The sequence below is a fragment of the Isoptericola nanjingensis genome, assembly GCF_050311635.1.
GTDB lineage: Bacteria > Actinomycetota > Actinomycetes > Actinomycetales > Cellulomonadaceae > Isoptericola > Isoptericola nanjingensis.
This window is the reverse complement of record NZ_JBNOZL010000003.1, coordinates 88,798-102,312: the sequence shown is the minus strand read 5'-3', so window position 1 is coordinate 102,312 and position 13,515 is coordinate 88,798. Positions and strand designations below refer to the sequence as shown.

General features: G+C 75.6%; 14 protein-coding genes. 3 read left to right on the top strand and 11 right to left on the bottom strand.

The annotated features are described in order from the left end of the window. Positions 1 to 32 precede the first annotated feature (32 nt). Positions 33 to 1,688 carry an AMP-binding protein gene (locus ACQP6G_RS05950; RefSeq protein WP_429763324.1) on the top strand — a complete coding sequence of 552 codons (1,656 nt, stop codon included), beginning with the start codon at positions 33 to 35 and terminating at the stop codon, positions 1,686 to 1,688. A gap of 74 nt (positions 1,689 to 1,762) precedes the next feature. Here the strand turns inward: ACQP6G_RS05950 and ACQP6G_RS05945 are convergent, their stop codons facing one another. The 9 genes from ACQP6G_RS05945 to ACQP6G_RS05905 all read right to left on the bottom strand — a co-directional run bounded on the left by ACQP6G_RS05945 (position 1,763) and on the right by ACQP6G_RS05905 (position 10,046). Next, on the bottom strand, positions 1,763 to 3,037 hold the full coding sequence (locus ACQP6G_RS05945; RefSeq protein ID WP_429763323.1) for an ABC transporter substrate-binding protein: 1,275 nt from the start codon (positions 3,035 to 3,037) through the stop codon (positions 1,763 to 1,765). Positions 3,038 to 3,042: 5 nt separating this feature from the next. Beyond that, on the bottom strand, positions 3,043 to 4,215 hold the full coding sequence (locus ACQP6G_RS05940; protein ID WP_429763322.1) for an ABC transporter permease subunit: 1,173 nt from the start codon (positions 4,213 to 4,215) through the stop codon (positions 3,043 to 3,045). Then, a complete protein-coding gene (locus ACQP6G_RS05935; RefSeq protein WP_429763321.1) occupies positions 4,212 to 5,090 on the bottom strand; it encodes a branched-chain amino acid ABC transporter permease in 879 nt (292 codons plus the stop codon). The genes ACQP6G_RS05940 and ACQP6G_RS05935 overlap by 4 nt, the downstream gene beginning before the upstream one ends. A 48-nt stretch (positions 5,091 to 5,138) precedes the next feature. Then, positions 5,139 to 5,858: an ABC transporter ATP-binding protein gene (locus tag ACQP6G_RS05930; protein WP_429763320.1), complete on the bottom strand. Its 720-nt coding sequence runs from the start codon at positions 5,856 to 5,858 to the stop codon at positions 5,139 to 5,141. Then, entirely contained in the window at positions 5,855 to 6,646 is a 792-nt protein-coding gene (locus tag ACQP6G_RS05925) for an ABC transporter ATP-binding protein (protein ID WP_429763319.1), read from the bottom strand. Before ACQP6G_RS05925 ends, ACQP6G_RS05930 begins: the two co-directional genes overlap by 4 nt. Before the next feature lie 128 nt (positions 6,647 to 6,774). Next, positions 6,775 to 7,530 carry a glucose 1-dehydrogenase gene (locus ACQP6G_RS05920; RefSeq protein WP_429763318.1) on the bottom strand — a complete coding sequence of 252 codons (756 nt, stop codon included), beginning with the start codon at positions 7,528 to 7,530 and terminating at the stop codon, positions 6,775 to 6,777. 48 nt (positions 7,531 to 7,578) lie between these two features. Beyond that, positions 7,579 to 8,628, bottom strand: coding sequence for an NADPH:quinone oxidoreductase family protein (locus ACQP6G_RS05915; RefSeq protein WP_429763317.1), 1,050 nt, complete (start codon positions 8,626 to 8,628; stop codon positions 7,579 to 7,581). Between the two features lie 60 nt (positions 8,629 to 8,688). Further along, positions 8,689 to 9,273: a TetR/AcrR family transcriptional regulator gene (locus ACQP6G_RS05910; RefSeq protein ID WP_429763316.1), complete on the bottom strand. Its 585-nt coding sequence runs from the start codon at positions 9,271 to 9,273 to the stop codon at positions 8,689 to 8,691. 11 nt (positions 9,274 to 9,284) lie between these two features. After that, a complete protein-coding gene (locus tag ACQP6G_RS05905) occupies positions 9,285 to 10,046 on the bottom strand; it encodes an SDR family oxidoreductase (protein ID WP_429763315.1) in 762 nt (253 codons plus the stop codon). A 165-nt stretch (positions 10,047 to 10,211) separates the two neighbouring features. Between ACQP6G_RS05905 and ACQP6G_RS05900 the strand changes: the two genes are divergently transcribed. Both ACQP6G_RS05900 and ACQP6G_RS05895 read left to right on the top strand, forming a co-directional pair. Further along, positions 10,212 to 10,742, top strand: coding sequence for a YbhB/YbcL family Raf kinase inhibitor-like protein (locus ACQP6G_RS05900; RefSeq protein WP_429763314.1), 531 nt, complete (start codon positions 10,212 to 10,214; stop codon positions 10,740 to 10,742). Positions 10,743 to 10,762: 20 nt separating this feature from the next. Beyond that, positions 10,763 to 11,332, top strand: a complete 570-nt coding sequence (locus ACQP6G_RS05895) for a YbaK/EbsC family protein (protein WP_429763313.1) — start codon at positions 10,763 to 10,765, stop codon at positions 11,330 to 11,332. 70 nt (positions 11,333 to 11,402) lie between these two features. Here ACQP6G_RS05895 and ACQP6G_RS05890 read toward each other — a convergent pair whose 3' ends face one another. Together ACQP6G_RS05890 and ACQP6G_RS05885 are read right to left on the bottom strand one after the other, a co-directional pair. Next, positions 11,403 to 12,455 (bottom strand): siderophore-interacting protein, encoded by a 1,053-nt coding sequence (locus ACQP6G_RS05890; protein WP_429763312.1) that lies wholly within the window; start codon positions 12,453 to 12,455, stop codon positions 11,403 to 11,405. Between the two features lie 96 nt (positions 12,456 to 12,551). After that, positions 12,552 to 13,487 carry a universal stress protein gene (locus ACQP6G_RS05885; RefSeq protein WP_429763311.1) on the bottom strand — a complete coding sequence of 312 codons (936 nt, stop codon included), beginning with the start codon at positions 13,485 to 13,487 and terminating at the stop codon, positions 12,552 to 12,554. Positions 13,488 to 13,515: the final 28 nt, after the last annotated feature.

The following is a 13,515-nucleotide window of genomic DNA, read 5'->3' as shown; positions in this document are numbered from 1 at the left end:
CCTCCGGATCGACGACGACGAAAGGACCGGACATGACACCCACCCCCGACCCCAGCGCGGACTCCCCTGGCCCCGCGCCCGACGCCCCCGCCGACGGTTCCGCCCGGACCTCCACCGATGCCGTCGACGGCCCGGGCTTCGGGACGCTCTCGGCCGCGTCGCTGCTCGCGGAGACGGCGCGACGCCATCCCGGGTACCCCGCGCTGCACTTCGCGGGGACCACCACCACCTACGGCGAGCTCTGGGACCAGACCTGCGCCTACGCCGGCGCCCTCGCGGCACGCGGGATCGGGCGCGGCTCGCGCGTGGCGATGGTCGTGCCGAACGTGCCCGACTTCGCGCGCGTGTACTACGCCGCGCTCTCCGTCGGCGCCGTCGTCGTCCCGATCCACCTGCTGTTCCGGTCGGGAGAGATCGAGTTCGTGCTGCGGGACAGCCGGGCCGACCTCGTGGTCGCGGCCGCGCCGCTGCTCGCCGAGGCCGCGCCCGCCGCCGAGCGCGCGGGCGTCCCCCTCGTCACGGTGCTCGCCCCCACCGCGGAGCAGGGCGGGCCCGCCCTCCCCCGGCTCGAGGACGAGGCGGCCGCGGCGACGCCCGTGGAGCGGCACACGGCGGTGCACCCGACGTCGGCCGCGACGATCCTCTACACCAGCGGCACCACCGGGCTGCCCAAGGGCGCCGTCGGCTCCCACCTCGCCGCCGTCGAGCAGGTGCACTGCTCCCTCATCGACTCCTTCGACCTGCGGCACGACGACGTCGTCTTCGGCGGGCTCCCGCTGTTCCACGCGTTCGGCCAGATGGCGGTGATGAACTGCGCGTTCCGCGTCGGGGCGTCCGTGGTGCTGCTGCCCCGGTTCGACCCGGACCAGGCGCTCGAGCTGCTCGTGGCGCACCGGGCCACGGTGTTCACCGCCGTGCCGACGATGTTCGTCGGGATGCTGGAGGCCGCGCGCCGCAGCGACGCCCGGCCGCCGCTGCGGTACGCCGTCTCGGGCGGCGCGGCGCTGCCGATCAGCGTGCTCGAGGAGTTCGCCGCCGCCTACGGCGCCGAGGTGCACGAGGGCTACGGCCTCACGGAGACGTCCCCGAGCGTCTCGTTCAACACCGTCTTCGAGCCGATCCGGCCCGGCACGGTGGGTCGTCCGATGTGGGGTGTGGACGTGGCCGTCGCCGACGCCGTCATCGACCACGAGGTGCACCTGCTGAGCGAGCCGGGCGCGCTCGGCGAGATCGTGGTGCGCGGGCACAACCTGCTCAAGGGCTACCTGGGACGGCCGGACGCGGACGCCGCGGCCGTCGTCGACGGCTGGTTCCGCACCGGCGACCTCGGCACCCTCGACGCCGACGGCATCCTCGCGATCACCGACCGCAAGAAGGACATGATCATCCGCAACGGGTACAACGTGTATCCCACCGAGGTGGAGGCGACGCTCGTGTCGCACCCCGACGTCGCGCTGGCCGCGGTCTTCGGCGTCGCGGACCCGGTGCACGGGCAGGAGATCCACGCCGCCGTCGTGCCGGCCGACGGGCGCACGCTCGACGCCGACACCCTGGCCGCCTGGGTCCGCGAGCGTGTGGCCGCGTTCAAGTACCCGCGCGTGGTGCACGTGGTGGACGAGCTCCCCCTCGGCCCCAGCGGCAAGATCCTCAAGCGCGAGCTGCCCGCCCGCTTCGCCCCCGTCCGCTGAGCCGTGGTGGGCGCTCGTCTGGCGCTATCCGGTACTCGGATGGCGCCAGACGAGCGCCCACGACGGCGGCGAGACTACGGGGCGGGGACGCCGCCGCCTCGCAGCTCCACCGGCTGCGGCTCCACCTCGGTGACCTTCCCGCCCCCGACGGCGTAGGTCGCGCCGACGTAGTCCTGCACGCCGTCGGCGACGACGGTGATGCCGACGCCGTCGAACGCGGAGTGGTCGTCCGGGCCGAACATGAGCGGCAGGATGCCGTTGCCCTCGAGCTTGCCCGATTCGACGGCCTCGACCAGGCTCTCGCGCGTCGGGTCCTCGCCCGCCTGGGCCAGCGCCTCGGCGAACAGGTAGCCGACGCTCATGCCGTACACGGTGTTGCCGTCGAAGCGCGCGCCGTCGTTGTACTCGTCGTTGATCTGCTCGAACAGCTCGACCCACTCGCCGTCCGGCCCGAAGGGCAGGTAGTTCGCGCTGACGAAGCCCTGGAGCAGGGCGGGCGCCACGTCCTCGCCCAGCAGCTCGACGAGCGTCGGGTAGTCGCCGCCCGACGACGACGCCAGCCACCGCGGGCTCCAGCCCATCTTCGCGGCCGTGCCGACCGCGAGCGCCGTGAAGCCGTTCACCGTGGCGAGCAGCACGTCCTCGCACCCCGCGGCCTGGAGGGCCCCCATCTGCGCGGTGACGTCCTGGTTCGACGTCGAGTACGACTCGTGGGCGGTGACGCCGTCCGCGCCGAGGGCGAGCTCCACACCCTCGAGGAACTCCGCCCCGAAGTCGTCGTCCTGCCCGAGGACGCAGACCTTGCTGCCGGCGTGCTCGTCGGCGGTGTACTGCGCGAGCGCGGCGCCCTCGACCACGTAGTCGGCGTTGAAGCCGAACGTGTTCGGGTGCCCCTCGGGGTCGTCCCACATCGTGCTGCCGGACGCGACGAAGAGGTCGGGCACGTCGTTCTGGTCGAGGTAGTCGAGCACGGACGAGTGCGTCGGCGTGCCGAGGCCGCCGAGCAGGGCGAACACCTGGTCCTCCTGCACCAGCTCGCGGACCACGGTCTGGGTGTTCGCCGGGTTGTACCCGTCGTCCTTGACGACGTACTCGATGGAGCGGCCGTGGACGCCGCCGTTCGCGTTGACGTACTCGAAGTACGCCTTCGTGGCGGCCGAGATCGACGCGTACCCGGCGGCGGCCGGGCCCGTCAGCGGCTGGTGCGTGCCGACCGTGACGGTGTCGTCACTGATGCCGGGGGCCGCCGCGGCGGGCGTGCTGCAGCCGGCGAGGGCCAGGCACGCGACGACGGACGCCGCGGCCACGCCGGCCGTCGTACCGACGGTGGCGGTGCGGGGGTTCCGCATGGGGATCACCTCTCGAGTGGTTGTGACGCTGGGGGTGGTGGCGGGGCCGCGGGCGCGTCGGTGCGGCCGCGGGGACGGTGGGAACGGTGGCGACGACGGGCCGCGGCGCGGGCGAGCCCGCCCGGCCAGGCCAGGGTCACGACGATCAGCAGGGCGCCGAAGACCAGCACGGCGAGGTTGCCGGACAGCCGCTGCTCGAGGTCGGCCGGGACGCCGACGGCGCCGGTGACGGTGTCGACGAGCCACGGCAGCAGCACGACGAGCGCCGCGCCGGCGGCCGCGCCGCCGAGGCTGCCGAGCCCGCCGACGACGGCGGCCACGACGAGCAGCAGCGAGAACGCGAGGTCGTAGCGGCCGGGCCCCACCGACTGGGTGACGAGGCACAGGACGGCGCCGCCGAGCCCGGCGGCGAGCGAGCTCGCGACGAACGCGCCGACCTTGACGCGCGCGGGCGACACCCCGGAGAGCCGGGCCGCGGTCTCGTCGCCGTGCACGGCGCGCATGCGCAGGCCCGCGCGCCCGGAGCGCAGCACGGCCAGCGGCGTGACCGCGAGCGCGGCCACGACGATCGCCACCCAGGCGTGCCACTGCTCCACGACGATCAGCCGGGACAGCACCTCGGGCACGCCCTCGAACGGGACCGCCAGGCCCTGGTCGCCACCGAGCGCCGGCACCTGCGTCGTGAGGGCGGGCAGCGCGACGACCATGGCGAGCGTCAGCCCCGCCAGGTAGGGCCCGCGCAGGCGGGCTCCCGCGAGGCCGAGCAGCCCGCCCAGCGCGCCGGAGGCGACCAGCGACCCGACCAGCCCGAGGACGACGCGCGCGGTGCCGGCCGCCCCGTCGCCGTCGAGGCCGGCGGAGGACGCCGCGTTCACGGCGAGGGCGTAGCCGTAGCCGCCCGCGGCCATGAGCACGGCGTGACCGAGGGAGAGCTGGCCCGTGAGCCCGACGAGGAGCGTGAGGCCGGCCGTCGCGCAGAAGGTCGCGGCGACGACGGCGAGCTGGTAGTTGCGGTACGGGTCGAGCAGGAACGTGGCGGCGACCGCCAGCAGCGTGAGCACGACCGCACGCAGCAGGATCCGCTGGGTCGGGGTGAGGCGGCGGGCGGGCCGCGGGTCGGGGCGGCGCGCGTCGCGCACGGCGGTCTCCTCGGTCTCGGCGGGTCTCGTGGCGGTCATGCGGCACGCACCTGGGCGGCCGCGAAGATCCCGGCGGGCCGCACCAGCAGCACGAGCGTGAGCAGGGCGAGCACGGCGAGCGGCGCGACGCCGGCGCCGAGGTATCCGGTCACGAGGCTGACGAGCACCCCCACGAGGACGCCGCCGATCAGCGCGCCGGTCGGCGAGTCGAGCCCGCCCAGGACTGCGACGGTGAAGGCGTGCACGAAGAGCAGGTCGGCGGAGTGCGCGTTGAGGCCGAGCTCGGTGGGCACGAGCAGGAGCGCCGCGAGGGCGGCGACGGCGCCCGACAGCGCCCAGCCGAGGGTGACCATGCGCGGCACGCGCACGCCCAGCAGCCGGGAGACCTCCGGCGCCGCAGCCGACGCCCGCAGCTGCAGGCCCAGCGTCGTGCCGTTGAAGAGCCACGCGAGCAGCCCGACCACCGCCAGCGCCACGGTCAGCACGAACAGGTCGTACGGCGAGAGCAGGGGGACGCCGCCCACGACGAACGGGCGCTCGTCGAACGGCGCGGCCATCGGCCGGTGCCGGGGGCCGAAGGCGATCCCGAGCGCCGACTGCAGCACCATGACCAGCCCGATGGCGACGATCATCCCGGGCAGCGGGCTGCCCTGCGGCACGCGCCGCACGAGGCCGCGCTCCACGGCCGCGTTCACCGCTGCCCCGGTGAGGAGGGCGGCGGCCAGCCCCGCCCAGAAGGACCCCGTCGCGCCGGTGACGGCGAACGCGGCGAAGACGGCGACGGTGGCGACGGCGGCCTGCGCGAAGTTCACGAGGCGGGCGGCGCGCCAGACGATCACGAGGGACAGCGCGAAGAGCGCGACGACGAGCCCCCGGGCGAGCCCGGTGGCGAGGAGGAAGACGAGTCGGTCCATGGGGAGCCTCTCTCGGGGGACGCGGGTCGGGAGCCGGTCGGAAGCCGGTCAGAAGCCCAGGTAGGCGTGGCGGAGGGCGGGATCGTCGGCGAGCTCGGCAGCGGGGGCGTCGACCACCACCGCGCCGAGGCTCAGCACGACGCCCCGGTCCGCGATCGACAGGGCGCTGGTGACGTTCTGCTCCGCGAGCAGCACCGTCAGGCCGGTCGCCCGCGCTGTGGCGCGCAGCACGCCCATGAGCTGCGCGACGACGCGCGGCGCGAGGCCGAGCGACGGTTCGTCGAGGAGCAGCACGCGCGGGCGGGCGAGCAGGGCGCGGCCGAGCGCGAGCATCTGCCGCTCGCCGCCGGAGAGCTGGTGCCCGAGGCTGGAGCGGCGGCGCGCGAGCGGCTCGAACAGGTCGTAGGTGCGGGCGACGGCGACCCGTCGGGCGGCGCGGCCGGGATGGCACCACAGGGCGCCGAGGTGGAGGTTCTCGTCGACGGTCAGCTCGGTCACGACGCTCCGGCCCTCGGGGACCTGGGCCAGCCCTCGCCGGGCGCGGTCCTCGACGCTCAGGTCGGAGAGGTCGGCGCCGTCGAGCAGCACGCGGCCCGCGCGCGGCGCCGTGAGGCCGGAGAGCGCCCGCAGCAGGGTCGTCTTGCCGGCGCCGTTCGCCCCGAGCAGGGCGACCACCTCGCCGGGGGCGACGGCGAGAGCGAGACCGTCGAGCACGGGCGCGCCCGCGTAGCCGACGGTCAGGCCCTCGACGGCCAGGGCGGCGCTCACGCTGCCTCCAGCCCGAGGTAGGCCGCCTCGACGGCGGGGTCGGCGCGGACCTCGTCGGGCGTGCCGCTCGCGACGACGCGCCCGAAGTCGAGCACGACGACCCGGTCGGCCACGGCCATGACGAAGTCGACGTGGTGCTCGACCAGGAGCACCGCGCAGCCGTCCGCCACGACGTCGCGCACGACGTCGGCGAGGGCCTCCACGTCGTCGGCCCCGAGGCCGCCGGCGGGCTCGTCGAGCAGCAGGAGCCGCGGCCGCGCCACGAGCGCGCGGGCGAGCGCCACCCGCTTGCGCACGGGATAGGGCAGGGCGTCGACCGCGGTCCCGGCGTCGACTGTCAGGTCGAGCCGCGCGAGCGCGGCCGCTGCGGCGTCGGAGGCGCCGGCGGTCCCGGCCACCGGCACCAGGACGTTCTCGAGCACCGTGAGCCCGGCGAAGAGGCCGAGCCCCTGGAGCGTGCGCGCGAGCCCGCGCTCGAGCAGCCGGGACGGGGACGCGGGCGCGGGGCGCCCGTCGAGGCGGATCTCCCCCGCGGACGGGCGCACCAGGCCGCACACCGCGTTGAAGACGGTGGTCTTGCCCGCCCCGTTCGGCCCGATCAGGGCGACGGTCTCGGCGCCCTGCCCGGGCCCCTGATCGGCACGGCCGGACGGGTCGCCCACCGTGAGGTCGACGCCGTCGAGGGCGGTGAGGCCGCCGAAGGTCACGGTGAGGCCGGACACCTCCAGGCGCGGGCGGGCGGCGGGGCTGTGCGCGGTCACGGGGGACGCGGGGATACGGCGGGACATCGGCACCTCTTCGTGTCGGGTGGTGCCACGCTAGCCGATAAACCGACTAGCCGGTATGCCCTGGCGAGACATTCTTCAGAATGTTGCAGTGCCGTGACGTCCGGCCCGCCCGGCGGGCCCGGGGACGCTCAGACGCCCGCGGTGAGGCCACCGTCCACGACGAGCTCCGTGCCCGTGAGGTACGCCGACGCGTCGCTCGCGAGGAACACCACGGCGCCCGCCACGTCGTCCGGCACGGCCGCGCGCCCGATCGGGATCGGCACGGCGTCGGTGTCGATGCGCGTCGTCATCTCCGTCCGCACCAGGCCCGGGTGCACGGAGTTCACCCGGACGCCGTCCCGCCCCAGCTCCACCGCGAGCGACTTGGTCAGCCCCCGCACGCCGAACTTGGACGCCACGTAGCCGTGCAGCCGCTCCCCGCCCCGCAGCCCCTCGACCGACGACACGTTGACGATCGACCCGCCCCCGGCGGCCTTCATCACCGGCACGACCGTGCGGCAGCCCAGGAACGTCCCGGTGAGGTTCACGGCGATCACGGCGTCCCACTTGGCCGTGGAGTAGTGCTCGATGGGGGCGGAGTTGGCGATGCCGGCGTTGTTCACGAGCACGTCCAGGCCCCCGAACGCCTCGACCGTGGCCTCGACCGCCGCCGCCCACCCCGCCTCGTCCGTCACGTCGAGGCGGACGGACCGCGCCCGGTCGCCGAGGTCGGCCGCGAGGGCCGCGCCCTCGTCGTGGAGCACGTCCGCGACGACGACGGCGGCGCCCGCCGCGTGCAGGGCGCGGACGTACGCCGCGCCCAGGCCGCGGGCACCGCCGGTGACGAGCGCGACCCGCCCCTCGAGCGGGCGGTCGGGGACGGTCGGGACGGGACGAGCGGGCATGGTTCCTCCGAGCGAGATCTGGCGTGCCCCTTCGGTCAGGGGTTCGCGTCAGCCGGCGACGTGGACGACGAGGCGGCCGGTCGTGGTGCCGCCGGCGAGTCGTTGCACGGCGGCGGGGGCGTCCTCGAAGGGCACCTCGTCGGCGACGACCGGCCGCGAGGCGCCCTCCGCGACCAGGCGCGTCAGCGCGTCGTGCGCCGCGTCGACCAGGTCGGGACGGCGCTGCTGGTAGAGGGCCCAGTGCAGGCCGAGCACGTCGTAGTTCTTCACGAGGGCGTGGTTCGCGCGCACCGGCGGGACGTCGCCGCTCGCGAAGCCCACCACGACGATCCGCCCCTCGAAGGCGATGCAGCGCGTCGACTGCTCGAACGACGCACCCCCGACCGGGTCGACGACCACGTCGGCGCCTGCGCCTCCGGTGAGCTCCTTGACCCGGGCGGCGAGGTCGTCGTCGCGCACGAGGACGTGGTGCGCACCGGCCGCCGTCGCGACAGCGGCCTTCGCCGGGCTCCCGACGACGCCGATCACCCGGGCCCCCGCCGCGACGCCGAGCTGCACCGCCGCGGTCCCGACGCCGCCGGCCGCGGCGTGCACCAGCAGGTGCTCCCCCGGCCGGATGCGGGCCTTGCGGTGCAGGGCGAACCACGCCGTCTGGTACGCGATCGTCAGCGCGGCCGCCTCGGCGTCGCCCAGGCCCTCGGGCGCCGGCCGCACGGCGGCGGCGGGCAGCGCCGCCAGCTCGGACAGCACGCCGATCGCGGAGCCGACCACCCGTGCGCCCGGCGCGAGCCCGCGCTCTCCCACCGCGACGCCCTCGCCGAGGGCGACCACGTCGCCGCACAGCTCGATGCCGGGCACGAACGGCGGCTCGGGCCGCACCTGGTACTCGCCGCGGGCCAGCAGGACGTCGGGGAAGTTCACCGCGACGGCGCGCACCCGCACGAGCACCTCCCCCGGCCCCGGCTCGGGCGCGGGCACCTCGTCGAGCCGGAGCACGTCGGCAGGTTCGCCCGGGCCGGTCACGCGCCAGGCGCGCATCGTCGCGGGACCCTCGGCGGCGGGGGTGCGGGCGGGGGTCGTGCCGGGCAGCGTCGTCATCGTCGCTCTCGTCTCGTCGGTGTCGTGCCCGCCCGGTCGTCGGCGCCGCGGCGGACCTGGTCAGTCCGCGGCGGTCCGGATCCCGCGCAGGAACAGCTCCGTGAGCTGCTCGGCCACCTCGGACTTCGTCTCGGGCCCCTCGGGCGAGTACCAGTGCGACAGGTAGTGCACGTCGCTGAAGAAGTGCGCCACCAGCAGCGGCCGCGGGACGTCGGTGCGGAAGACGCCCTCGTCCTGGCCGCGCCGCAGGAGCGCCGCGAACGCGTCGTGGTACTCGCGACGGCGCTGCGTGACCTCCTTGAGCCGCGGCTCGGTGAGCATGTGCATGCTGCGGAAGAAGACGGTGCCCTCCGGCAGGAAGTCGATCGACGTCTCGACGACGTCGACGCACACGGCCCGCACGACGTCCTCGACCGGCCCGCCCGCGGCGACGATCTGGTCGAGGTGGGCCTTCTGCAGCGCCAGCATCCGGTCGTAGATGGCGAACAGGAGGTCGTCCTTGGACTGGAAGTAGTGGTACATGGCGCCCTTGGTCACGCCCGCGGCCTCGACGATCTGCTGCACGCTGGTGGTGGCGTACCCCTGCGTGGCGAACAGGTCCAGGGCGGCCGCGGTGACCCGGTCGGCGACGTTCGTGCTCTTCATGCCCCCATCCTTCACCCGACGGGCGCGATGCTCGCGCCGCCGTCGATCCGGAGCGTCTGGCCGGTGACCCAGGCCGCGTCGTCCGAGAGCAGGAAGGCGACCGGCCCGGCGACGTCGTCGGGCACGCCCAGCCGCGCGAGGGGGTAGCGCTCGGCCACCTGCCCCTCGTGCCCCTCGTAGAGCGCGCGGGAGAACCGCGTCTTCACGACGGCCGGGGCGACGGCGTTGACCCGGAGCGCGGGCGCCAGCTCCTGGGCGAGCTGCTGGGTGAGGTTGATGAGGGCAGCCTTGGACGCGCCGTAGAAGGCGATGTTCGGGCTGGACGACGTCCCGGAGATCGACGCCACGTTCACGACAGACCGGCTCAGCCCGCCGACGACGGCGTCGCGGGTCCACTCGAGCGCGGACACGACGTTGACCTCGAGGATCTTGCGCGCGACGCCCGGGTCCACCTCGAGCGCGGGCCCCCACGCCGGGTTGATGCCGGCGTTGTTCACGAGGTGGTCCAGGCGCCCGTGGCGCTCGGCGACGTGAGCCAGGACGGCGGCGCGGTGCGCGGGGTCGTCGACCCGGCCCGCCACGCCCGAGGCGCGCTCCGGCCCGAGGGCCGCGACGGCCTCGTCGAGCGCCTCCTGCTTGCGCCCGGTGACGACGACGGCGCAGCCCTCGTCCACGAGCCGCCGGGCGACCGCGAGCCCGATGCCCCGGCTGCCACCGGTCACCAGCGCGACCCTGCCCGTGAACCTGCCCGTGAACCGGTCGACCGACCCCACCATCGCCTCCTCGCGACGCTCCCTGCCGACCGGCGTACCGTCCAGTCGGTTTGCGCGAGCACCGTACCACGGCCCGCCCGCGCCGCGCTCTGGCCTGCATCGCCGCCCTGGCCAGCACCGCGGGCGGTCGGGCAGCATGGCCCCATGACAGGCACGGACACAGGCATGGAATTCGCACGACCGCTGCCCCCGGACCCGTACTCGCTGCTCCCCGTCCCGGCGACGTTCACGCTCAAGAGCGCGGACGTCACCGACGGCGAGCCGCTCGCCGTCGAGTTCAGCGTCGACGGCGCCGACGTGTCGCCCCACCTCGCGTGGTCGGGCGCGCCCGCGGCGACGCGGTCGTTCGTGGTGAGCTGCTTCGACCCGGACGCACCGACGCCGTCGGGCTACTGGCACTGGACCGCCGTCGACGTCCCCGCGGACGTCACCTCGCTGGAGCGCGGCGCGGGCGCGGTCGGCGGGGCGAGCCTCCCGGCCGGGGCGTTCCACGTGCCGAGCGACGGCGGACGGCTCGGCTTCGAGGGGGCCGGCCCGCCGCCCGGCGACCACCCGCACCGCTACGTCTTCGCGGTGCACGCCCTCGACGTCCCGTCGCTCGGCCTGTCCGAGGAGAACAGCCCGGTGCACGTCGCGTTCAACGTCTACTTCCACGTCCTCGCGCGCGCCACGCTCACGGCGACCTACCGCCGGTGAGCGGCGCGACGACACCCGGGATGCCCGGGCTCCCCACCCTCGGCGACCTGACGTGGACGCCCGCGCTCGACCGTCCCGACCTGCTCGCGCCGCCCGTCGCCGACGCGCTGCGCGCCTGGGCCGCGCTGGACGGCCGCGTCGGCGGGCTGGTCGCCGTCACGGAGATCGACCCGGACCACGCGGACACGGCCACGCTGAACGACCTGCACGGGCTGCCGCCCGAGGCCTCCGCCAACTGCGTCGTCGTCGCGGGCCGGCGCGGCGACGTCGAACGCGTCGCCGCCTGCGTCGTCACCGCGGCCACGTTCGCCGACGTCAACACCCGCGTGCGCAAGCTGCTCGACGCGCGCAAGGCGTCGTTCCTGCCCATGGAGCGCGCGACCGACGAGTCGGGGATGGAGTACGGCGGCATCACCCCGGTGGGCCTGCCCGCCGGGTGGCGGGTGCTCGTGGACTCCCGCTTCGCCGCACCGGGGGCGCTCGCGCTGATGGGCTCCGGGGTGCGGCGGTCCAAGCTGCTCATGTCCGGCGAGCTCCTCTGCGCGATGCCGGGCGTCGAGGTCGTCGACGGGCTCGGCGTCACCCGCTGACGCCGCACGCACGACGGCGCCCCGCTCCCGAGGGTCGGGAACGGGGCGCCGTCGTCGGCTCAGCGGACCGTCAGCACTCCGCGCGGCCGCGGCGCCAGTAGCCCATGAACGCGACGGCCTTGCGGTCGACGCCCTTCTCCGAGACGAGGTAGCGGCGCAGCGTCTTGATCGAGCCGGCCTCGCCGGCGAGCCACGCGTAGAGCACCGTGTCCTGCGCGAGCGGCTGGCCGGTCGCGTCGACGGGCACCTCCCAGAGGATGTCCGCGTCGATGTCGACGTCGGGCAGGTCGCCGTCCAGGTCGACGCCCGCGGCGGTCAGCGCCGGGCCGTCGCCCTCCACGGCCAGCAGCTCGGGAACGGCAGGGGCGTCGGCCGACGGGCGCACGCCCATGGCGAGCAGCCGGTCCGCGGCCTCCTTCACGGCGGGCACGAGCACGTCGCCGTGCTCGCGGTCCTCGCGCGGCAGCCACGAGATCCGCACGCCGGCGGGCGCGGCGAGGGTCCAGCGGTCCTCGCGGTGCGGGACCTCGAGGAAGACCTCGCCGACGGCGTCGTCGGGCAGGGACTCGCAGATCGCGGCGATCGCCGGGACGGCGGTCTCGTCGCCGGCGAGCAGCAGGGCGTGGCTGCGGGCGGGCGGGTTGAACTCGAGCCCGCCGTGCGGCCCGTCCGTGTACGCGGCGTTGGGCCCCATGATGACGAGCGGGGCGCCCGGCTTCGCGCCGTTGGCCCAGCGGGAGGCGGGCCCCGTGTCACCGTGCAGCACGATGTCGACGTCCACCTCACGCAGGTCCTGCCGGACGGCGCGCACGGTGTAGGTGCGCAGCGGGTTGCGGCGCTCCTCGGGCAGCGCGCGCCACGAGGTGAACCAGTCGGGGTTCTGCCGATCGAGGTACTCCCAGCCACCGCACGGCGCGGGGAGCAGGAACTTGATCCGCTGGTCCTTGCCGTTGTCGGCGAACCCGTCGAGGTCCTCGCCGGTGAACGTGATGCGGATGAACGACGGGCAGAGCCGGGTGACCCGGGAGACGGTGACGTCGAACATGCGGTACGGCTGCTCGGGGACGACGTCCTGCGCGGCGGTCTGGTCGGCGCGCTCGGTCGCCTCGACGGTCTCGGTCACGGTGGTAAGCCTAACCTCACCTCGCCGGGGGTCCGCAACCCCGGGTGACCGTCGTCACACACGCGCTGAGCACCGGTGGGCACCGGCGCGCACCGCCTACGTGGTCGCCTCCACCGCGCCCGGCGCGCGGACCACCACGACCGGGCAGGCCGCCGTCCGCACCAGGGTGTGCGTCGCGGAGCCCAGGAGCAGGGACGCGAAGCCGCCGCGGCCGCGCGTGCCCAGCACGAGTCGCTCGGCGCGCTCCGCCTCGCGGTGCAGCACCCGGACCACCTGGCCCTCGCGCGTCTCGCCGAGCACCTCCAGCGCCCCCTCGGGCGCGCCGCGCTCCCGCAGCCGCTCCTCGACCCGGGCCAGGGCGTGCTGCAGCACCGGCCCGGCGTCGGCCTCGGTGATGTCGTGCGCCTCGTGCTCGGTGGGTCCGCGCGACGTCACCCACTCGGTCACACCGGGCCGCCACACCACGACGACGCGGAGCGCGCGTCCCAGCTCCCACGCGGCGTCGACGGCGGCGTCGAGGGCCACGGCGGACTGCTCCGAACCGTCGAAGCCGACGACGACAGGGGCGTCCGGCGGCAGGTCCGCCCGCGGGCCCTCGGCCGGCACGACGACGACCGGGCAGTGGGCGTGCGCGGTCACCTGCAGCACCACCGTGCCCCGGATCGCCTCGTACAGGCCGCCGTGCCGGGTGGCGCCCAGCACGAGGGCGCCGGCGTCGGCCGACATGCCCACGAGCGCCGCGGACGGGGAGGCGTACTCGACGAAGGTCTCGACGGTCACGCCGGGGGCGACGTCGCGGGCGCGGGCCGCGGCCTCCTCGACGACGGGCCACGCGCCGCCTTCGCCGCGCTCCCCCAGGTCCTCCCCGTGCGGCCGCGCGGCCACCCCCGTGTCGTGGGCGTCGCGCACGTAGACGACGCGCAGCACGGCGCCGCGCGTGCGCGCCTCCCGCGCCGCCCAGGCGAGGGCGACGTCGGCGGGCTCCGACGCGTCGTAGCCGACCACCACCGGGGCGGCCCTGTGCTCGTCCACCCCGTCATCGTCCCTCGCCGCGGCCCCG

Bases quoted from the DNA above. Each gene is read 5' to 3' on its own strand.
- ACQP6G_RS05910 (WP_429763316.1), bottom strand. From the start codon at position 9,273: ATGAAGAGCACGAACGTCGCCGACCGGGTCACCGCGGCCGCCCTGGAC.
- ACQP6G_RS05950 (WP_429763324.1), top strand. From the start codon at position 33: ATGACACCCACCCCCGACCCCAGCGCGGACTCCCCTGGCCCCGCGCCC.
- ACQP6G_RS05935 (WP_429763321.1), bottom strand. From the start codon at position 5,090: ATGGACCGACTCGTCTTCCTCCTCGCCACCGGGCTCGCCCGGGGGCTC.
- ACQP6G_RS05900 (WP_429763314.1), top strand. From the start codon at position 10,212: ATGGAATTCGCACGACCGCTGCCCCCGGACCCGTACTCGCTGCTCCCC.
- ACQP6G_RS05915 (WP_429763317.1), bottom strand. From the start codon at position 8,628: ATGACGACGCTGCCCGGCACGACCCCCGCCCGCACCCCCGCCGCCGAG.
- ACQP6G_RS05920 (WP_429763318.1), bottom strand. From the start codon at position 7,530: ATGCCCGCTCGTCCCGTCCCGACCGTCCCCGACCGCCCGCTCGAGGGG.
- ACQP6G_RS05925 (WP_429763319.1), bottom strand. From the start codon at position 6,646: ATGTCCCGCCGTATCCCCGCGTCCCCCGTGACCGCGCACAGCCCCGCC.
- ACQP6G_RS05895 (WP_429763313.1), top strand. From the start codon at position 10,763: ATGCCCGGGCTCCCCACCCTCGGCGACCTGACGTGGACGCCCGCGCTC.
- ACQP6G_RS05940 (WP_429763322.1), bottom strand. From the start codon at position 4,215: ATGACCGCCACGAGACCCGCCGAGACCGAGGAGACCGCCGTGCGCGAC.
- ACQP6G_RS05945 (WP_429763323.1), bottom strand. From the start codon at position 3,037: ATGCGGAACCCCCGCACCGCCACCGTCGGTACGACGGCCGGCGTGGCC.